Annotated in this window: 18 protein-coding genes; 6 read left to right on the top strand and 12 right to left on the bottom strand. The window is 72.5% G+C overall.

Annotated elements, in window-relative coordinates; translation table 11 throughout:
• Positions 1-11 precede the first annotated feature (11 nt).
• Both pssA and mscL read left to right on the top strand, forming a co-directional pair.
• Complete coding sequence (gene pssA, locus MFF04_RS01260) at positions 12-836, top strand: CDP-diacylglycerol--serine O-phosphatidyltransferase (protein ID WP_238273677.1); 825 nt, start codon at positions 12-14, stop codon at positions 834-836.
• Positions 837-951: 115 nt separating this feature from the next.
• Complete coding sequence (gene mscL, locus MFF04_RS01255; protein ID WP_238273676.1) at positions 952-1380, top strand: large conductance mechanosensitive channel protein MscL; 429 nt, start codon at positions 952-954, stop codon at positions 1378-1380.
• A gap of 2 nt (positions 1381-1382) precedes the next feature.
• Here the strand turns inward: mscL and MFF04_RS01250 are convergent, their stop codons facing one another.
• From MFF04_RS01250 to MFF04_RS01235, 4 genes are all read right to left on the bottom strand, one after another.
• Positions 1383-1643, bottom strand: a complete 261-nt coding sequence (locus MFF04_RS01250; RefSeq protein ID WP_238273675.1) for a hypothetical protein — start codon at positions 1641-1643, stop codon at positions 1383-1385.
• A gap of 183 nt (positions 1644-1826) precedes the next feature.
• The gene (locus MFF04_RS01245; RefSeq protein WP_238273674.1) at positions 1827-2240 is read right to left on the bottom strand and encodes a DUF1236 domain-containing protein; all 414 of its coding nucleotides are present in this window, start codon (positions 2238-2240) and stop codon (positions 1827-1829) included.
• 205 nt (positions 2241-2445) lie between these two features.
• Positions 2446-3177 (bottom strand): NepR family anti-sigma factor, encoded by a 732-nt coding sequence (locus tag MFF04_RS01240; protein ID WP_238273673.1) that lies wholly within the window; start codon positions 3175-3177, stop codon positions 2446-2448.
• 124 nt (positions 3178-3301) lie between these two features.
• A complete protein-coding gene (locus MFF04_RS01235) occupies positions 3302-4147 on the bottom strand; it encodes a class II glutamine amidotransferase (protein ID WP_238273672.1) in 846 nt (281 codons plus the stop codon).
• Positions 4148-4360: 213 nt separating this feature from the next.
• Here MFF04_RS01235 and MFF04_RS01230 point away from each other — a divergent pair, with 213 nt between their 5' ends.
• From MFF04_RS01230 to MFF04_RS01220, 3 genes are all read left to right on the top strand, one after another.
• A complete protein-coding gene (locus MFF04_RS01230; RefSeq protein WP_238273671.1) occupies positions 4361-6967 on the top strand; it encodes an ABC transporter ATP-binding protein in 2607 nt (868 codons plus the stop codon).
• Positions 6968-7073: 106 nt separating this feature from the next.
• Positions 7074-8255, top strand: coding sequence for a L,D-transpeptidase family protein (locus tag MFF04_RS01225; protein ID WP_238273670.1), 1182 nt, complete (start codon positions 7074-7076; stop codon positions 8253-8255).
• Positions 8256-8466: 211 nt separating this feature from the next.
• The gene (locus tag MFF04_RS01220; protein ID WP_238273669.1) at positions 8467-9378 is read left to right on the top strand and encodes an MBL fold metallo-hydrolase; all 912 of its coding nucleotides are present in this window, start codon (positions 8467-8469) and stop codon (positions 9376-9378) included.
• A gap of 9 nt (positions 9379-9387) precedes the next feature.
• On the opposite strand, the gene MFF04_RS01215 is transcribed toward MFF04_RS01220, so the two are convergent.
• The 6 genes from MFF04_RS01215 to MFF04_RS01190 all read right to left on the bottom strand — a co-directional run bounded on the left by MFF04_RS01215 (position 9388) and on the right by MFF04_RS01190 (position 14905).
• Positions 9388-9630, bottom strand: a complete 243-nt coding sequence (locus tag MFF04_RS01215; RefSeq protein WP_238273668.1) for a hypothetical protein — start codon at positions 9628-9630, stop codon at positions 9388-9390.
• 150 nt (positions 9631-9780) lie between these two features.
• Positions 9781-11256: an amino acid permease gene (locus MFF04_RS01210; RefSeq protein ID WP_238273667.1), complete on the bottom strand. Its 1476-nt coding sequence runs from the start codon at positions 11254-11256 to the stop codon at positions 9781-9783.
• Positions 11257-11339: 83 nt separating this feature from the next.
• A complete protein-coding gene (locus tag MFF04_RS01205; protein ID WP_306308057.1) occupies positions 11340-12098 on the bottom strand; it encodes a DJ-1/PfpI family protein in 759 nt (252 codons plus the stop codon).
• Positions 12099-12107: 9 nt separating this feature from the next.
• Positions 12108-12782, bottom strand: coding sequence for a TenA family protein (locus MFF04_RS01200; RefSeq protein WP_238273666.1), 675 nt, complete (start codon positions 12780-12782; stop codon positions 12108-12110).
• A gap of 18 nt (positions 12783-12800) precedes the next feature.
• Positions 12801-13475, bottom strand: coding sequence for a response regulator (locus MFF04_RS01195; RefSeq protein WP_238273665.1), 675 nt, complete (start codon positions 13473-13475; stop codon positions 12801-12803).
• On the bottom strand, positions 13472-14905 hold the full coding sequence (locus tag MFF04_RS01190) for a LapD/MoxY N-terminal periplasmic domain-containing protein (RefSeq protein ID WP_373319925.1): 1434 nt from the start codon (positions 14903-14905) through the stop codon (positions 13472-13474). The genes MFF04_RS01195 and MFF04_RS01190 overlap by 4 nt, the downstream gene beginning before the upstream one ends.
• Before the next feature lie 349 nt (positions 14906-15254).
• On the opposite strand from MFF04_RS01190, the gene MFF04_RS01185 reads away from it, so the two are divergent.
• Positions 15255-16064, top strand: coding sequence for a hypothetical protein (locus MFF04_RS01185; protein WP_238273664.1), 810 nt, complete (start codon positions 15255-15257; stop codon positions 16062-16064).
• A 40-nt stretch (positions 16065-16104) separates the two neighbouring features.
• On the opposite strand, the gene MFF04_RS01180 is transcribed toward MFF04_RS01185, so the two are convergent.
• The gene (locus MFF04_RS01180; RefSeq protein WP_287034788.1) at positions 16105-17037 is read right to left on the bottom strand and encodes an SGNH/GDSL hydrolase family protein; all 933 of its coding nucleotides are present in this window, start codon (positions 17035-17037) and stop codon (positions 16105-16107) included.
• Positions 17004-18095, bottom strand: a complete 1092-nt coding sequence (locus MFF04_RS01175; RefSeq protein ID WP_238273662.1) for an OpgC family protein — start codon at positions 18093-18095, stop codon at positions 17004-17006. Before MFF04_RS01175 ends, MFF04_RS01180 begins: the two co-directional genes overlap by 34 nt.
• Between the last annotated feature and the right edge of the window lie 101 nt (positions 18096-18196).

Here is an 18196-nt window from a genome sequence, read left to right as displayed (position 1 = left end):
GGAGACGCCGCTTGGACGATCTCTTCCCGCCCTTCGAGCCGGACGCCAACGAGCCGAAGCCGCGCCGCTTCAAGCCGGTGCCGTTCCGGATGATCGCGCCGAACATGATCACGCTGATGGCGCTCTGCCTCGGGCTGACCGCGATCCGGCTGGCCTTCGAGGGCAAGTTCGAGCCCGCCGTCATCGCCATCATCGTCGCCGCCGTGCTCGACGGCATCGACGGGCGCGTGGCGCGGCTCCTCAAGGGCACCTCGCGCTTCGGGGCGGAGCTCGATTCGCTCGCCGACTTCGTCAACTTCGGCTGCGCGCCGGCGCTCATCCTCTACGGCTTCGCGCTCCACAACCTGCGCTCGGTCGGCTGGATCGTGGCGCTGATCTTCGCCATCGCCATGGCGCTGCGGCTCGCCCGCTTCAACGCGATGCTCGACGACCCGACCCGGCCGGAATGGAAGAAGGACTACTTCGTCGGCATGCCCGCGCCCGCCGGCGCGATGACGGCGATGCTGCCGCTCTACCTGCACTTCCTCGGCTTCACCTTCGAGACCTGGGCCGCCCCGGTGGTGCTCGCATACGTGCTCGCCATCGCGCTCCTCGTCGTCTCGACGGTGCCGACCTACTCCGGCAAGACCATGGGCAAGCGGGTGCCCCGCGGCCTCGTGCTGCCGATCTTCCTGGCGGGGGTCGCCATCTTCGGCATCTTCATCAGCTTCCCCTTCGAGGCGATGGTGACGGTGAGCATCGCCTACCTGATCGGCATTCCCTTCGGGGCGGCGCAGTACCGCCGCCGGGCCCGCCAGGAGGCGCGGGAGCCGCTGCCGCAGCCGGCCGAACTCTGAGGGGTCCCGGCGCGGGCCTCGCAACGAGCGGTGGAGCGGAGCGCCCGGGCGCTTGCCGGACGCTCGGCCGGGTCTCTAGGCTCCGTCCGCGTCGAGAACGCCCGGAGGCCCGTTCATGCTCGAGGAATTCAAGAAGTTCGCCCTGCGCGGCAACGTCGTCGATCTGGCGGTGGGCGTCATCATCGGCGCGGCGTTCGGCGCCATCGTCACCTCGGCGGTGCAGGACCTGTTCATGCCGGTCATCGGCGCCGTCACCGGCGGCCTCGATTTCTCGAACTACTACGTGCCCCTGTCCTCCAAGGTGCAGGGCGGCCTCGCTTACGCGGAGGCCAAGAAGCAGGGCGCGGTGCTCGGCTACGGCCAGTTCCTGACGGTGGCGATCAACTTCGTGATCGTGGCCTTCGTGCTGTTCATGGTGATCCGCGCCATGAACAAGCTCATCGCCAAGGAGGAGAAGAAGCCCGAGGCCGTCGCCGAGGTCCCCGCCGACGTGAAGATCCTCGGCGAGATCCGCGACATCCTCGCGACCCGGCCGAAGGTCTGACCTCAGGCGCCGGCCTTCGGGGCGACGCCGAGATCGTCGAGCAGGCCGTCGAGCGTTCGCTCGACGGCCTCGGTGCCGTGGCGATGGGTCTTGAGGCGGGTCTCCAGCCGCTCGATCTGCGGCGCGAAGGGCTCCGGTACGCTCTCCTCGTCGCCGAGGAAGGCAGGCTTCTGCGTCTCGGTCTGGAGCGCGGCGCGCAGCTGTTGGCCGAGATGGTCGCGCACCGGCTCGGGCAGGGCGGGCGCGTCGGTTTCGTCGCTCATGACAATCGTCCGATACAGTATCCGTCGCGGTCTCAACGGTCCTCGTGCGGACCCGTTGCGCCCGCCGTGTGAAAAACCCACGCCTCGGCTACGCCGGACCTTGCCGCGGACATGAAAAAGCCCCCGCGCCGGAGCGCGGGGGCCTGTCTCGGCCCGCGGTTTCTGGCCGCGAGGCCGATCCGATCAGTCGATGACCTCGACGATGCGGTGACCGCGGTCGACGAGCACAGGACGGTCGTTGACGACCGTGTAGCGGTAGCCCGGCTGGACGCGGTACTGGTCCGGCACGTCGTAGTAGGTCACGCCGCTGGTCGGCAGGGTCGTGCCCACGGCGACGCGGCCGTCGTAGTCGTAGGAGCGCACGTTGCGCTCGCGGACGTAGGAGCGGAAGCGGGGACGGTCGTCCACGCCGAGGATGCCGCCGACCGTGCCGGTCGCCGCACCCACCGCGCCGCCGACGATGGCGCCCACCGGGCCGGCAGCGTCGCCGCCGTCACGAGCACCCTGCTCGGCGCCGCGGACGAGGCCCTGGGCCTGGGCGGCCATGGGCAGGGCGAGGGCGATCGCCGAAGCGGCGAGAAGCGTCTTGACGTTCATTCTGGTGTCTCCGTTCTTGGACGGGCCCGCCGCGGTACCGGGCTCTCCCGGCTCGCATGGCGGAGCTTGGGCCAGTAACGCGTCAGGTCCCGAACGGATGCGTCAGAAAATCACTTTGTTCGATCTGCCCATCGTTTAGGCAGGCCGCGACGGTCGCATTCCTTGTTGGCGGGCGCGGGCGAAAGTTCCTTCCCGCGCCCCGCGCTCACGCCTCCTTCGGCATGGCCGACTGGATGAAGCGGTCGGAGGCGAGGTCCTCCTCGTCGTAGCCGAGCAGCTCGGCGAGGCGGCCGCGGGCGCGGCTGACGCGGCTCTTCACGGTGCCGACCTTGCAGCCCATGATCGAGGCGGCCTCCTCGTAGGAGACGCCCTCGGCGCCGACGAGCACCAGCGCCTCGCGCTGGTCCGGCGGGAGTTTCGCCAGCGCCGTCTGGAGGTCCTCGACGTCGAGCCGGTCGCCCTGGTGAGGGGCGGTGGCGAGCCGGGCGGCGTAGGAGCCGTCCTGATCCTCGACCTCGCGGACCCGCTTGCGGTGGTCCGAGTAGAAGACGTTGCGCAGGATCGTGAAGAGCCAGGCGTTGAGGTTGGTGCCCGGCTGGAAGCGGGCCCGGTGCTGCCAGCCCTTGAGCAGGGTGTCCTGCACGAGGTCGTCCGAGCGGGCCGGGTTCGAGGTGAGCGAGAGGGCGAAGGCGCGGAGCGACGGCACCGCCGCGAGCAGGCCGTTGCGGAACTCCGGCTCGATGGCCTCGCCGCGGGCGCGCAGCGCCGCCTCGAGCTGCTCGACGAGCTCGGCGAAGCGGTTCGGCATCTCGGCCTGGCTGACCGCCTCGTAGGCGGTGCGCAGGTGCTCGCCGAGATGGCTGCGGATGCCGGCCGACAGGTTCGGGCGTCCGTCGTTGTCGCGATCGGTGCGCGTCTCGGTCTCGTCGGGTCGCATGGCTCGTCTGGTTTCGAAGGGGTGGCCGCCCGCGCGGCGCTCCGTGCGGGCCGTGATCTTGAGCCGACATGTAGTGTATCGGGCCTGCCGGCGCACCCCAGGGTCGGAGCTTGGCCGTCCTGCGTCAACAGCCCTGCGTCGACAAGCGTACGTTGTGGTCCGTGCCCTCGCGGCTCGGGGCGGTTCGGCGGGCCCGATCCGGCAGCAGCCGGACCTCGCCGTCGCGCAGGCAGATCATCCGCCCGCGGGGAATCTCGGTCCAGGTCTCGTCGCGGGTCAGCGCCTGGGTCGCGACGACGCTCACCACGTCCCGCTCGGTGGTCTCCTGGGCGAAGTCGACTCGCCAGTCCTCGTCGATGAGGGTCGCGATCCCGAAGGGCGCCCGGCGGGTGATGTAGCAGAGCCGCTTGCCGCAATGGGCGTAGAGGGTGCGGCTGTCGGTCATCAGCATGTTGAACACGCCGAGCCCGTGCAGCTCCGCGCAGAGCTCCGCCACGGCCCGCTCCAGCCCCTCCGCCTTCGGCGCGTCCCGCCACCGGGCCTGAAGGCGGCCGAGCATCCAGCAGAAGGCGTGCTCGCTGTCGGTGGAGCCCACCGGCCGGAAGCCGCCGAGGGGCAGCTTCTTCACGCCGCGCAGCTGGCCGTTATGGGCGAAGGTCCAGCGCCGGCCCCAGAGCTCTCGGCTGAAGGGATGGGTGTTCTCGAGCGAGACCCGGCCGCGATTGGCCTTGCGCACATGGGCGACGACGACCCGGCTCTTGATGGCGTAGTTGCGCAGGAGCTTGGCGAGCTCCGAGCGGGCGCTCGGCTCCGGGTCGTGGAAGCTGCGGCAGCCCCGGCCGCCCTCGTAGAAGGCGATGCCCCAGCCGTCGACATGCGGGCCGGTCTCGCCGCCCCGCCGCGCCAGCGCCGCGAAGGAGAAGCGGATGTCGGTGGGCACGTTCGCGCTCATGCCGAGCAGTTCGCACATGATGTCGGGCCGGACTTCGGTGTCGATGGAGGACGGGCTCGGTGTCTCCGGCTTTAGAAGCCCCGCGCTTCGCCGACAACCGATCCCGCGCGGGTTCGGACCTGCCCGCGCCGTGCCGCACGGCACACGAGCCGCCTATGCGGGGCCCCGCCGATCCCCTAGAGCCCAGAGCGCTCGCGGAACGCGCCGTTCCGCACGAGGCTGGCGAGGGCGATGGAGCGCGATCCGATCCGGCTCGCCTGGCGCGCGGCGCCGGGACTGCACGCGGCGGCGGTCGCGCTGTCCGTGGGGCTCGGGGGCGGGCTCTGCCTGCTGACGCTCCTGTGCCTGCGCGATCTCGTCGGCGTGCTGATGAGCGACGAGGCGGCGATCCAGCCCTTCCTGCGGGTGGTGCTGCCGCTGCCCGGCACGATCCCGGACATCGTCGTCTCGAACGGCTGGCTGCTCTCCTCCGCCGACCTGGAGCGAGCGGCGCTGCTCGGCGTCGCCTTCGGGGCGCTCGCCATGGGCGGCCTCGGCTGGATCGTCACGGGCCTGTGCTTCCGCGCCCAGTCGCGGGCGGTGCTGGCCCTGCGCGCGGAGGTGACGGAGGCGATCCTCGTCGCGCCCCCCGGTGCGCGGGACGAACTGCGCAGCCTCGCCTCCCTCGTCGGCCAGATGCTGCGACGCCTCGACGGCATGCTCGCCGTGGCGATCGTGGTGCCGGCGCTGGCGCTGGGCGGCATCGTGCTGGCGCTTCTCACCGCCGCCATGGCCGCGCCGCGTCTCGTGCCGGCGGCGGCGGCGGGCCTGCTGGCCGGGGGCCTCGCCCGGCTCCTCGTGCTGCGCCGGGCCGCGGCGCGGGCGACGCTGCGCCGGAGCGAGAGCGCCGCGGCAGAGGGCCGTCTCCTCGATCTCGTCCAACGCATGCCGGCGGTGCGCGCCCACGGCACCCGCGCCACGGAGGCGCGCCGCCTCGACGCTCAGGCGCGGGCGACGAAGGACCTCCTCGCCCGCGCCGAGGCGCGCCTCGCCTATGCGCGCACGCCGGCCCTGGTGCTCGCCGCGATCCTGCCCGCGATCGGGCTCGCCGCGGCGCTGTGGCGAGGATCGGCCGATGCCGGCGCGCCCCGCGGCATCCCCGTCGAGCCCGGCGCCTTCGTCGCGGCGACGGGCGCCTTCGCCGTCGCCCTGATCCTGATGGCCGCCGGCATGCGCGTGCTCTCCGCCCGCACCGAGACCGCGCCGCTCTTCGCGCAGGTCGCCCGCCTCCTCGACGGGCTCTCGGCCCGGCGGCGGGGGATGGCGGACCGCCCGGTGCCCCGCTCCGGCCTCCTCGCCGCCCGTGGGGCCGGGGGCTATGATCCGGCGAGCGGAGAGCGGCTGGCCGGCGTCGACCTCGCCCTGCCGATGCCCTCCCACGCCGCGATCACCGGCGGCCGCGGCAGCGGCGCGCGGGTGCTGGCGGCGCTGCTCTCGGGGCAGGTCGAGCCCTCCGCCGGTAGCCTCACCTACGACGGCGTCGAGATGCGGAGCTTCGAGCCCTCCGAGCGGGCCCGGCGCATCGCCCTGGCGCAGGGCGAGGCCATCCTGGTCGAGGGGAGCCTGCGCGAGAACATCCTCTACGGCGCGCAGGCCGGGGACGCCGCCGAGGGCGACCTCGTGACGATCCTGCGGCTGACGGGGCTCGACGCCTTCGCCTACACCCGCGGCCTCGTCGGACGGGTCGACCCGGCCGCGCAGCCGGAGCTCGCCGGCGCCCTCGTCGCCGCCCGGCGGCTGGTGCGGGCGGCGCTGGCGGCGGACGGCGCCGAGCGCCTCGTGGAGCCCTTCGACCCGGCGCTCTACAACCATCAGGCGACGGTCGGCGAGAACATCCTGTTCGGCGAGGCGGTGGGGCCGACCTTCGCGGGGGAGGCGCTCGCCGCGCACCCCTACCTGCGCGCCGTGCTCGAGGCCGAGGAGCTGACCCGGCCGCTGAGCGAGATCGGGCTGCAGGTGGCCCGCTCGACCGTCGAGATCTTCGCCGACCTGCCGGCCGACCATCCCCTGTTCGACGCCTTCTCGCTGTTCCCGGCGAGCGAGCGGGGCTACTTCGAGGATCTCGTCGGGCGCCAAGCCGATGCCAGCGCCTGGCGGCGCGGCCCCGCCGGCCAGCGCGACCGCGACCGGCTGATCGGCCTGGCCCTGCGCTACAGCGAGACCCGCCACCGCTTCGGCCTCATCGACGGTCCCTTCGAGGAGCGCATCGTCGAGGCGCGGCGCTCCTTCGCGCGGATGCTGCCGCCGCATCTCTCCGGCACGATCGAGTTCTACGATCCCGACCGCGTCAACGTCGCCGCCAGCCTCGAGGAGAACCTACTGTTCGGCCGCATCGCCTACGGCGAGGCCGGCGCCGAGGCGCGGGTGCGGGGCGTCGCCCGGCGGGTGCTGGCCGAGCAGGGTCTGGAGCGGGCGGTCTACCGCCTCGGCCTCGACAGCCGGCTCGACCCGCGGCCCTCTGGCGGCGCCCTCGGCGAGGGCAGCGTCGGCAGCCGCGAGCGGGTGGCGATCGATCTCGCCCGCTGCCTCGCCCGGCGCCCCGACATCCTCGTCGTGGCGATCCTCGACGAGCGCGGCAAGGCGGACGATGTCCGCGAGCGCCTGGACACCCTGCGGGCGGCCCGCACCGGCCTCGGCCTCGTCGTCTGCCTGCCTGAGGGCGTCGACCCGGCCGAGCTGGCGCCCTTCGACGCGGTCATCGCCGTCGAGCGCAACACGGTCGCCGCCGTGACGGTGCCCGCCGACGCCCGCCCGCCGACGCCCGCGCGGCAGGACGCTCCGCAGCCGGCCGATGCCTGAGCGGCACGCTTTTCACCGGAACGGCCTGGGGCGAGCCTTACCCGTGCCCCAATGCGCGATCATCCCGGTCGAGGTCGTGCGCCTCGCACGATATCCCGGACCCTCCATGCCGATTCGCTCGCCGGCCAGGCTCGCCATCCTCGCAGGTCTGCTCTGCCTGCCGCTCGCCCGGTCCGCGCTCGCCCAGAACGCCAAGGCCGAGGCGCCGATCCCCGCCGTCACCCTGGCGGCGATGGCCGCCAAGGGCACCTCCGCCTCGGCGCCGGTGCTGTTCCGGGCCTACAAGAAGGAATCCGAGATCGAGGTCTGGAAGAAGGCGGCGAGCGGCCGCTTCGTCCACGTGAAGACCTTCCCGATCTGCCGCTGGTCCGGCCAGCTCGGGCCCAAGCGCAAGACCGGCGACCGCCAGACCCCGGAGGGGTTCTACACGGTGCCGAAGTCGCAGATGAACCCGAACTCCCGCTACTACCTCTCCTTCGACATCGGCTATCCCAACGCCTACGACCGGGCGCACGGGGGCACCGGCTCGGCGGTGATGGTGCACGGCGTCTGCTCCTCGATGGGCTGCTTCGCCATGACCGACCAGAGCGTCGGCGAGATCTACGCCATCGCCCGCGAGGCGCTGGCCGGAGGGCAGGCGGCCTTCCAGTTCCAGTCCTACCCGTTCCGCATGAGCGCCCTGAACATGGCGCGCCACCGCACCGACCCGAACATCGCCTTCTGGCGCGACCTCAAGGCGGGCTCCGACCGCTTCGAGGCGACGGGCGAGGAGCTTCAGGTCCGGGTCGAGGCCGGGCGCTACGCCTTCGCGCCCTCGAAGGATCTCGCCAAGGAGGGGGCGGTCGCCGTCCGCCGCGCGGCGGAGGACGCGAAGGTCGCATCCCTCGTCGAGGACGGTGCGGCGGCGGTGCGCACCACCTATTCCGACGGCGGCCAGAACGCGTTCTGGGCGGCCTATGCCCAGCGCGGCGGCTCCCTCGGCGAGGTCAGCCGGCCGGAGGCGCTCGCCTATGCCGGGCACGAGGTGGTGCTGATCCCGGCGCGGAAGGCCGTGCCGCCGGTGCCCGAGGCGGTCTGGACCGCGTGGATCGCGCCGGGCAGCGGACTCTCGGGCATCACCGTGGCCGGCCTGCCGCGCCTCGACGTGGCGCCCTCGCGGTTCGCGCCGCTCGTCACGGGCTACGCCGAGACTCTGCCGCGCCTGGCGCGGGTGGCGCTCACGGGCGTGCCGACCGTGCCCGCTCCGATGCCCTTCGAGGCGCCCCCCGCCCGCGTTGCCCAGCGGTGACGATGCCGGTGCTCTGCGGGGACGAGGGCCCGACCGTGTGCGCCCGCGCACATCGCGGGAAGGCGCCGACCCCCACCTCTTTCCCATGCACAGAACGTCGGCTCGCCCGAAGGTCCCACGGGGCCCTCGCGGACGCATTGACGCTCGCCCGATCGGCCGTACCTGATCCCTCGACGGGACCGGGGCGGCCGGCAAACGATTTGGTATGAGAATGTCCAAGCATCCCGCCCCGCGCGGCGGCCTGGCCCTTCGGTTCTGGGGCGTCCGCGGGTCCACGCCCGTCAGCGGCCCCGACTACCTCGAGTTCGGCGGCAGCACCCCCTGTCTCGAGGTCACCTGCGGCGACCGCATGGTGCTGATCGACGCCGGCACCGGCCTGTTCAACTGCGGCCAGCACCACCGGGACGCGCTCCCGAAACAGGTGGACCTGCTCTTCAGCCACCTTCATCTCGACCACGTCGGCGGCCTGCCCTTCTTCAAGCCGGCGGTGTTCGATCCCGAGCGGACGATCACCACCTATTGCGGCAACCTCGACGGCGCCTCGGCCGAGGCCACCATCGACCGCCTGTTCGCTCCGCCGATCTTCCCGGTTACGCTCGACGTCATTCCCTGCACCCTGCGCCACCGGGGCTTCCGCGCCGGCGAGAGCGTCACCCTCGACGACGGCCTGCGGGTCGACACCCTGCCGCTGCACCACCCGCAGGGCTCGGTCGGCTACCGCTTCGAGCACGGGGGGCGGCGCCTCTGCGTCATCAGCGACCTCGAGCACACCGATCCGTGGCCCGACCCGAAGCTCGCCGAGTTCGTCGCGGGCGCCGACCTGATGGTCTACGACGGCATGTTCACGGACTGCGAGTATCCCCGCTGCAAGGGCTGGGGCCACTCCACCTGGCAGAAGGGCGTCGAGCTCGCCAAGGCGGCCGGCGTCAAGGCGCTCGCCATCATCCACCTGCACCCGGCCCATTCCGACGCGACCCTGCGCGCCATGGAGGCCGAGATGCAGGCCGAGATGCCCACGGCCTTCATCGCCCGCGAGCGGCAGCAGGTCGAGGTCGGCTCCGAGATCCGCCCGCGCCGTGCCGAGGGGCGGGCCCGGCCCCTGAAGCTCGCCCGGATCGCCTAAGGGCGTCCGCTACGGCAGCAGCCACGCCCGCGGCCAGCGATCGAAGTCCCGCGCCGCCCAGACCGTCTCGCCCTCGACGACCAGGAGCACGTAGCGCGGCGGATCGGGCCAGCCGTGCCAGTCGCGCTCCCGCACGATCCAGCGCCGGCCCTCGAACGCGGCGACCGCGACCGTCTCGTCTCCGAACCGGCCGATCCAGGGGTTCCCGGCGAGCCAGTCCGCGTCCGCCGGCTCCGGCCGTCGCCACGGCACCGGCCGCGCCCGGCATCGCCGGAAGCGCCAGGACCAGCGCAACTCCTCGATGAGGGTCTGGCCGAGGCCGTCCCCGTCCAGGGGCGCGCCCGCTCGCGTTGCGGGGCGCAGGGTCGGATGCAGACGGAGCAGGGGAGCTTCTCCGGGGGCTCAGCGCCCGGCCTTTTCCTCGCGCCCGATGCGGCTGTGGCGCCGGCTCCAGCCGAAATAGATCGCCAGGCCGATAGCGAGCCAGACCGCCAGCCGCAGCCAGGTCTCGCCGTCGAGGGAGACCATCATCGCGCCGCAGGAGAGGATGCCGAGGATCGGCACCAGCGGCACCAGCGGCGTCCGGTAGGCGCGGGGGGCGTCGGGCTGGGTGCGGCGCAGGATGATGACGCCGAGGCAGACCAGCACGAAGGCCAGCAGCGTGCCGATGCTCGTCATGTGGCCGAGCTGGCTGATCGGCAGGAAGCCGCCGAGCGCGCCGGTGAAGACCATGAAGAACAGGTTCGAGCGGTAGGGCGTCTTCCAGGTCGGGTGGATGCGCGAGAACAGGCCCGGCAGGAGCCGGTCCTGCGACATCGTGTAGAACACCCGGCTCTGGCCCAGCAGCAGCACCAGGATCACCGTCGAGAAGCCGGCGATGATGCCGAGCGTCACCAGCGACTTCAGCCAGGGAAAGGGCGTCTGCGCGATGGCGGTGTTCACCGGCGCCGCGTCGCCTCGCATGGCGTCGTAGTGCACGAGCCCGGTCAGGACGCCGGCGAAGAGGATGTAGATGACCGTGCAGATCGCCAGCGAGCCGAGGATGCCGATCATCATGTTGCGCTGGGGGTTCTTGGCCTCCTGCGCCGCCGTCGAGACCGCGTCGAAGCCGATATAGGCGAAGAACACCACGCCGGCCGCGCGCATGATCCCGCTCCAGCCGTACTCGCCGAAGGTGCCCGTGTTCTCGGGGATGAAGGGCACGTAGTTCTGGGCCTTCACGTAGAAGAGCCCGACCCCGATCACGATCGCCACGACCGCGAGCTTGATCGCCACCACGATGGCGTTGACCTTCGCCGATTCCCGGATGCCGATCATCAGCAGCGCGGAGGCCCCGACGATGATCAGGATCGCCGGCAGGTTGACGAGGCCGTGGGCCATGGTGCCGTCGGCCAGCTTGTAGGTCTCGAAGGGCGAGTGGACGAGGGCCGCCGGCAGGTCGATCCCGAGCTGGTGCAGGAAGCGGGTCACGTATTGCGACCAGCTCACGGAGACCGTCGCCGCGCCGACAGCGTACTCGAGCACGAGGTCCCAGCCGATGATCCAGGCCACGAACTCGCCCATCGTGGCGTAGGCGTAGGTGTAGGCCGAGCCCGCCACCGGGATCATCCCCGCCATCTCGCTGTAGCACATGCCGGCGAAGGCGCAGCCGAGGGCGGCGATGGCGAACGAGATCACCACGGCGGGGCCGGCGTGCTGCGCGGCGGCGATGCCGGTCAGCGAGAACAGCCCGGCGCCGATCACCGCGCCGATGCCGAGGCCGATCAGGCTCCAGGGTCCGAGCGTCCGCTGGAGCGTGTGCTCGCCGGCATGGGCGTCGGCGTGCAGCCGCTCGAGCGATTTCGTGCGTACGAGATCGCCCGCGATGCCACCGGCCATCGATTCCCCCACCCCATGCGCTTCGGGCGGACGCGCCCGGATCGGATCAACCTAATCGAAGCGCGGCCGCGCACCAGTGGGCGTCAGCGCGCCCGCGCCGCGGCGAGCGAGCCCTCGACGAGATCGGCGAGGATCGCGTCGGCGGCCTGCGTGATCGCCGCGCCCGCCTCGGCGGGCGTCCCGGCCCGGAAGGGCGGCTGCGGCGCGTATTCGGCGACGAGCTGAGCCGTCCTCGCGTAGTCCTCGCCCCGCAGCCGGGCGGCGAGCGCAAGGGCGAGATCGAGCCCCGCGGAGACGCCCGCCGCCGTGACCCGGTTGCGGTCGAACACCACGCGCTCCTCGACCGGCACGGCGCCGAGGAGCGGCAGCACCCGGTCGCGCACGCACCAGTGCGAGGTGGCGCGGTAGCCCGCGAGCAGCCCCGCCGCGCCGAGGATCAGCGAGCCGGTGCAGACGCTCGCCACCCATCCGGCCCGCGCCGCGCGGCCGCGCAGGAAATCGAGGGTCGCGGGATCGCGCATCTGGGCCGGCGTGCCGTCGCCGCCGGGGACCAGCAGCACTGAGAGGTCGCGGGGGCAGGTCTCGAAATTGTCGCTCGCGACGAGGGCGAGGCCGGTGTCGCTCTCCACCCGGCCCCTGCGGCGGGCGACGGTGCGGATCGGCCCGAGCCCGGCGAGCAGCCCCTGCGGCCCGGCGACGTCGAGGGCGGTCATGCCGGGATAGAGCAGGATCGCGATGCCGCTCCCCTGCGAGGAGGCGTCGGCTGAGAGCGCCCGTGCCTGCCGGGACGTGCCGGCCGCGACCAGCGCCCCGGCCATGACGCTGCGTCGGCTGAGCGGCATCCGCGGCCCCTACAGCGGCCAGTTGGAGCCGCGATAGGCGCCGTCCCAGAACAGGTATTCGAGCCGCGTCGCGTGTGTGAAGGCCCGGTGCATCGCCTCGACCGCAGTCGGGGAGGCGATGGCGGCGGCCTCGTCGGTCGCTTCGATCATCGCGGTGACGGCGGCGGCGAACTCCTCGCCGGCATAGGTGTCGATCCAGGCCCGATACGGGTTGTCGGGCACGGCGCGGCCGTGGATGTCGCGGCCGACCTCGGCGTAGATCCAGAAGCAGGGCAGAAGGGCCGCGAGCGCGACCTCGTGGGCCTGCCCATAGCAGGTGGCGAGGAGCCAGGAGACGTAGTGGTCGCAAGGAGGCGACAGGGGCGTCGCGGAAAAGCTCTCCGGCGTGATGCCGTAGTCGCGCAGGAAGCCCCCGTGGAGCGCCCGCTCCACCACGATCGCGGTCTCGGCGCCCTTGGCGAACTGCACGATCCGGTCCGGGTGGGGCGCGCGGGCGGCGGCGAGGGCGAGCGCCCGGCCGAAGCCGATCAGGTAGTGCGCGTCCTGGAGGATGTAGCGGCGGAAGCGCTCCCGCGAGAGCGTGCCCTCGGCCAGCTCCGCGTTGAAGGGCATCCCCCGGATCGTCTCGTAGGCGGCGGCGTTGCGCGCCCAGGCGTCCGCCGAGAACGTCCCCTGCGATGCCATTCCCGCCTGCCTTTCGGATCAGCCCTGGCGCTGCGCCTGCGTCACCGCGACGTGGATCAGCTCGGCGAGCGTACGCACCCCGAGCTTCTGGCGCATCTGCGAGCAGGCGTTGGTGACGGTCTTGTAGCTGACCGAGAGGTCGCTCGCGATGACGCCATAGGACTTGCCCTGGGCAAGGCGGGTGAGGATCTGCTGCTCGCGGGGGGTGAGCTGCGATTCCGGCGTGCGCCTTGCGTCGGCGCGCAGCATCGCCACCTCGGTGGCGAGCCGCCGGTCGAGATAGACCTCGCCGGCGCGCACCCGCTCGAAGGCCTCGAAGAGCTCCGCCGAGGCGTGGTCCTTGAGGACGTAGCCGAGCGCCCCGGCCTCGAGGGCGCGGGCGACAATGACCGGATCGTTGTGCATCGAGAACACCAGCACCCGCACCTTCGGCTCCACCGCCCGCATCCGGCGGATCAGGCCGAGGCCGGCGAGCCCGCTGCCCTGGAAGGTCAGGTCGCAGATCACGATCGGCGGGCGCAGGCGGTGGAAGGCCCGGTAGCCGGCGACCACGTTGGTGGCCTCGGCCACGGTCTCGACGCCGGCATCCTCGAGCACGCGCCGGCATCCCTGCAGCACGATCGGATGATCGTCGATGACGAGCACCGGGAGCCGTGCGGCGGAGATGACCGGCTTCGGGGTCTGGGCGTTCATGGTTGCGCGCTCGCGCTCGCGGGTTCGCCCGGCTCGGGCTCGACGGGGATACTGATCCGGACAAGTGCGCCGGGCGAGCCCTTGTCAAGGGCAAAGGTTCCGCCGAGGGCGCCCACCCGCTCGCGCATCCCCGACAAGCCGAGGCCGATGCGGTGTCCCTCCCGCGGCCCGCCGCCGTCGTCGCGCACCCGGATCGAGAGGACGCCGTCCCGCTCCTCGGCGCGGGCGGTGACGGTGCGGGCGCCGCCGTGGCGCACGGCGTTGGTGGTGCTCTCCTGGATGCAGCGGAACACCGTGAGGTCGACGACGTCGCCGTAGCCTCGGGCCAGCCCCTCGAAATGGCCGTCGAAAACGGTGTCGGGATGGCGCCGGGCGAAGCCCGTCATCAACAGGTTCAGGCACTCCGCGAGCGGCACCTCGCCGAGCGCGTGCGGGCGCAGGCGGTTGAGAAGGTCCCGGTTCAGCCCTTGCACCTGCGCGACGATGCCGCTGATGTCGGCGGCCCGCGCCGCGAGCCGCTGGCGATCCGGCTCGCCCTCGGCCCCGACGAGACGGGTGATCGAGGCGGCGTTGGCCTCCAGCGCGAACAGGCAGGGGCCGAACTCGTCGTGGAGTTCCAGCGCCGTGCGGCGCCCCTCGTCGTCCTGGGCGGTGAGGAGCTGGCGGTTGAGCTGCCGGTTCGCGCCGCGCGCCGCGGTCAGCGCCTCGGCGACCCGGTTGAAGCGGGCGGCGATCTGCGCGGTCTCGCGGGAGGCCGGCGCTTCCAGGCGGGCGGTGTAGTCGTGGTGCTCGAGCTGCGTCAGGCCCTCGGTCAGCCGCTCCAGCGGGGCCAGCACCCGGCCGAGCGCCACGTAGAGCGCCGCGAGCATCGCGGCGTTGATGGTGAGGCTGGTGAGCGAGAGCGCCACCGCGTAGCCCCAGACCTCGTCGATCTCGTCGAGCGGCTGGGTGGTGATCTGCGCCGAACCGATTCGGGCGCCGCCGCTCTCGATGGGGATGGTGTGCGTCTGCACCGGCGGCGCGATCAGCGCCGCGAACCAGGCGGGCGCCTCGTGCCGGTCCGGCCGCAGGCCGGAGAGCCGCACCCGGATCGGTGCGCCCTCGGCGTCCCGCACGGCGACGCGGACGTGCCGCAGGGCCTGGAAGCGCAAGTCGAGGGTGCGCAGCACCGCCACCGGCGCCTCGGGCTGGGCGAGGCTGATCGTGTCGGCGACGAGCTGCTCGACGGTGGCGAGGGAGGCCCTTGTCTCGACCTTCACCGCCGAGCGGGCGTTGAGCACGATCACCGCGCAGGAGACCAGCGCCGCCACGAGATCGATGACGAGCACCACCGCCATCAGATGGGTGCGGGTCGACCAGGTTCTCCAGGGTCCTCCGCCCGTCCGGCGCGGCGGCTTTGCGGGCTCCGCCGGGGCGGTGTCGTCGGTCATCGCGTCGGGGCGTCTCGGGCTAAGGCGCGACCGTGACCGATGGCGGGGATGTTGTCGACGCGGCCGGGCGCCCCGTCCACATGCAGCATCGACCGGCCCGCGATGATGATCGACGGCCGAGATCAGATGAACCTTACCGTCTTCCAAGTCGCAGCGGAGTTCTCCACAGCTGCGGGAGGCATCGTGGACCCCCGGCGGGCGAGGCGCCGTAGTTAACGCACGGGACATCTTTGCGCCTCAATGTGCGCAGCATCGTCCCGCCTTGCGATGTTCGTTCGCGCGGATCCGCGCGGCTGCTCGGGAGAGGCAGGGACCGGCCGATGCGTTCCGCATGCGAGAGGCCATATCGATGACGGGCGAGGCAGCGACCCCCTTTCCGCGCACGGCCCGCCGGCGCCGGGCGATCCCCTACGGCCGCATCGCCGCCGGTCTCGGCATCGCCGCGGCCGCGGGCGGCGCCTTCGCCGGCGCCAACGCCCTGCTCGCGGGCTTCGCCGGGCCTCCGCCGCGCCCGGTCATCGTCACCACCCGCGCCGCCGAATGGCCTGACCTGCGCGACGGCGTGCCCGCCCTCGCGCCGCGCCCCGAGGCGCCGAAGACCGCGGCCGTGATGCCGGCGGCTCCGGCTCCGTCGCCGCTTCCGGCCGTGGGACCCGCGAGCCTGCGCGCCGCCCTCGATCCGGCGCCCGATGCCAAGGCCGCTCCCTTGCCGGCATCGCGCCCGGCCGCGACGGCCCGTCCGCTGCCGCCGATCGAGCCGGTGAGCCTCGTGTCCGCCGTTCGCGAGGCCGCGCCGATCCTGCCGACCCGCGCCGCCGCGATCATTCGCCCCACGGAGACGGTGCGGGCGCGGGAGGCCGCCACCGCGGCCTTCGCCGCCCTGCCGCCGGAGAACGAGGCGGAGGCCGCCCCCGCCAAGACGCTTCCGAAGCCCGCGCCGAAGCCGGTGGCCTCCCGGCCGGAGCCGAAGCCGGCCGCCAAGCCGGCCAAGGTCGCGCAGCAGCCCGCACCGGCTCCACGGGCGGCGGTCGCCGCCGCCGAGCCCGAGTCCGACGACACCGAGGTGCTCGGGGTGAAGATCCCGTCGCTCGCGGCCACCGGGCGCAAGATCCGCGACGTCTTCACCGGACCCGACACCACGGGCACCGCCACGCCGTAAGGCTTCGACCGCCGCTCGGAATGTGGGCTGGCCGCCCGCCTCAGCGGGCGGGAGCCGGGCTCGCCTCCGTGGCCGGGCGGTCCTTCGGCGGCTCCTTGCCGACGATCGGCCCGTTGCCCGAGCCCGTCGCATCCGGCTGCAGCAGCGAGAGGGTGATGGCGCGGGTGACGTGCTCGGCCATGCAGCGCATGCCGAGATCGTTGAGGCGGAACTGGCGGCCGAGGAAATGGGCCTCGCCCTTGTCGGAGCCCGCCGAGAGGTAGCGCATCGCCTCGTAGCGCTGGACGAGGGGCACCGCCTCCCGGCGCGCGACCTCGAAGACCTTGCGCACGATGCTGTTGTAATACTCGTCCTGCGCGAGGCTCTTCGTGTAGAGCGGATCGACCAGCACCACGTCGATGCGGTGGGACTTGATCCAGCGCACGGTCTCGTCGAGCGCGTCGGCGAAGGCGTCGAGCTCGACGCGAGCGAGGGCGTCCGCGGTGCCGACCTGCCAGATCACGAGGTCCGGCTCGATCTCAGCCACGAGGGCGCGCAGGCGCTCGGCGGCGCCGGAGGCGATCTCGCCCTGGAGGCCGCGCGCTTCCACCACCACGTCGACCTCGGGAAGCGACCGCTCCAGGGCGGTCTCGAGGCGGACGGGGTAGCTCGCGCTGCTCGTCGCGGCGCCGGAGGTCGAGCCGATGGTGAGCACCCGCACCGCCCGATGCTCCTTGAGCGCGGCCTTCACCGCGGCGAGGCGGGCGAGGGTGTAGAGCTTCGAGCCCGGCACCCGGCACTCGGGCGAGAGGCTGGTATCGGCGGCGTCGGCCCCCGTGGCGGCGGGCGGCGAGACGACGGCCGGCGCGGGTTTGGCCGGCGCGTCGGCAGGCGGCGCGGTCTCGGCCCGGACCGGCGACGCGAGGAGCCCGAGGGCGACGAAGAGTGCGGGGAGCCGGCTCATGCCCGGACCCGCGGCTTGCGGGAGCGCCATTCCACGAACCATGCCGTCGTGCCGAGGCCGAGGAGACCGGCGCCGACCACGAGAACGTCGACCAGAAGACCGCCCCCTGTCCAGAACCGGACGAGCTGTCCGGCGAGGCTGAGGATCGACCCCATCGAGAAGACGGCAAGGGAGTTGCGTCCGAGCCGGCTCAGGTAGTCGACGGCAGGTCCGATCCGCGGGGCGATCCAGGCATAGACGAGATGGAACGCCAGGAGCACGCCGACGAAATGGATCAGCCGGGCCGGCGTGAGATAAGTCTTGTCGAAGGTGAAAATAAGGCGCGGCTCGGGAACGAGCAGTGGATCGGGCCGGAGTTCGAATACCGAGAGCACGATCCCGAGAAGAACGATCACGATCCCCAGCGGAACCAGTCGCCGGGCCCAGATCCGCAGCAGCGGGCTGCGGCGGTTCCAGTCCTCCAGCACGAAGCCGAGCACGAGCAGGAGCTGCCAGCACAGCGGATCGAAGAACCAGTCGCCGTCGCCGGGCCAGGAGGGCAGGTTCCACTCCTCCACGAGGCTCGTCGCGTAGAGCGCGAGCGAGAGGCCGAGCGCCGCGAGCCGGCTATAGCGGGCGACGATCACGAAGAGCGGCGCCACCCCGAGCAGCACCACGTAGAGCGGCAGGATGTTGAAGAAGCCGAGCTGATGCGTGAGCAACGCGACGCCGACGACGGTCTGGATCGGGTCGCCGAAGAAGCCGCCGGCATTGTGCCACTCGAGGATCAGCGGGTTGTCGAGGACGAGCGCCGTGCCTGCGATCATCGCCAGCGCCAGGACCATGATGGTGATCTGGGCGCGGTAGACCTCGATCGTGCGGGAGAGAAGCCGCTGGACGCTGCGGAAGACGCTCTCGCGCTCGCCCGACTTGTCCCGCGTCGCGATGCCGATCGACCAGCCCGCCAGGAACACGAACAGCTCCGCCGCGTCCGAGATGCCGTACTGCGAGTAGGTGTAGCGCTCGAAGGTGTTGCCCGGAATGTGATTGATGAAGATCGTCACCAGGGCGAGGCCGCGCCAGAAGTCGATCGCGTTCGGGTCCCGCATCGGGGGGCGGCTCCGCCTCTGGCGGGCCCGAGCGCGCGGGCTCCGGCCTCCGGTCACTGATCGGGTCGATACGCGGGCACGCGGGCATCGACGTGCGGCGC

It is taken from the genome of Methylobacterium jeotgali, assembly GCF_022179345.1.
In the GTDB taxonomy this organism is placed as follows: domain Bacteria; phylum Pseudomonadota; class Alphaproteobacteria; order Rhizobiales; family Beijerinckiaceae; genus Methylobacterium; species Methylobacterium jeotgali.
Note: the sequence above shows the minus strand (reverse complement) of the source record. Positions and strands in the feature narration are given on the sequence as shown.

What these genes read in the sequence shown, in the direction of transcription:
- mscL (WP_238273676.1), top strand. Translation starts at nt 952, where the DNA reads ATGCTCGAGGAATTCAAGAAGTTCGCCCTGCGCGGCAACGTCGTCGAT.
- MFF04_RS01250 (WP_238273675.1), bottom strand. Translation starts at nt 1,643, where the DNA reads ATGAGCGACGAAACCGACGCGCCCGCCCTGCCCGAGCCGGTGCGCGAC.
- MFF04_RS01245 (WP_238273674.1), bottom strand. Translation starts at nt 2,240, where the DNA reads ATGAACGTCAAGACGCTTCTCGCCGCTTCGGCGATCGCCCTCGCCCTG.
- MFF04_RS01240 (WP_238273673.1), bottom strand. Translation starts at nt 3,177, where the DNA reads ATGCGACCCGACGAGACCGAGACGCGCACCGATCGCGACAACGACGGA.
- MFF04_RS01235 (WP_238273672.1), bottom strand. Translation starts at nt 4,147, where the DNA reads ATGTGCGAACTGCTCGGCATGAGCGCGAACGTGCCCACCGACATCCGC.
- MFF04_RS01230 (WP_238273671.1), top strand. Translation starts at nt 4,361, where the DNA reads ATGGAGCGCGATCCGATCCGGCTCGCCTGGCGCGCGGCGCCGGGACTG.
- MFF04_RS01225 (WP_238273670.1), top strand. Translation starts at nt 7,074, where the DNA reads ATGCCGATTCGCTCGCCGGCCAGGCTCGCCATCCTCGCAGGTCTGCTC.
- MFF04_RS01220 (WP_238273669.1), top strand. Translation starts at nt 8,467, where the DNA reads ATGTCCAAGCATCCCGCCCCGCGCGGCGGCCTGGCCCTTCGGTTCTGG.
- MFF04_RS01210 (WP_238273667.1), bottom strand. Translation starts at nt 11,256, where the DNA reads ATGGCCGGTGGCATCGCGGGCGATCTCGTACGCACGAAATCGCTCGAG.
- MFF04_RS01205 (WP_306308057.1), bottom strand. Translation starts at nt 12,098, where the DNA reads ATGCCGCTCAGCCGACGCAGCGTCATGGCCGGGGCGCTGGTCGCGGCC.
- MFF04_RS01200 (WP_238273666.1), bottom strand. Translation starts at nt 12,782, where the DNA reads ATGGCATCGCAGGGGACGTTCTCGGCGGACGCCTGGGCGCGCAACGCC.
- MFF04_RS01195 (WP_238273665.1), bottom strand. Translation starts at nt 13,475, where the DNA reads ATGAACGCCCAGACCCCGAAGCCGGTCATCTCCGCCGCACGGCTCCCG.
- MFF04_RS01190 (WP_373319925.1), bottom strand. Translation starts at nt 14,905, where the DNA reads ATGACCGACGACACCGCCCCGGCGGAGCCCGCAAAGCCGCCGCGCCGG.
- MFF04_RS01185 (WP_238273664.1), top strand. Translation starts at nt 15,255, where the DNA reads ATGACGGGCGAGGCAGCGACCCCCTTTCCGCGCACGGCCCGCCGGCGC.
- MFF04_RS01180 (WP_287034788.1), bottom strand. Translation starts at nt 17,037, where the DNA reads ATGGCGCTCCCGCAAGCCGCGGGTCCGGGCATGAGCCGGCTCCCCGCA.
- MFF04_RS01175 (WP_238273662.1), bottom strand. Translation starts at nt 18,095, where the DNA reads ATGCGGGACCCGAACGCGATCGACTTCTGGCGCGGCCTCGCCCTGGTG.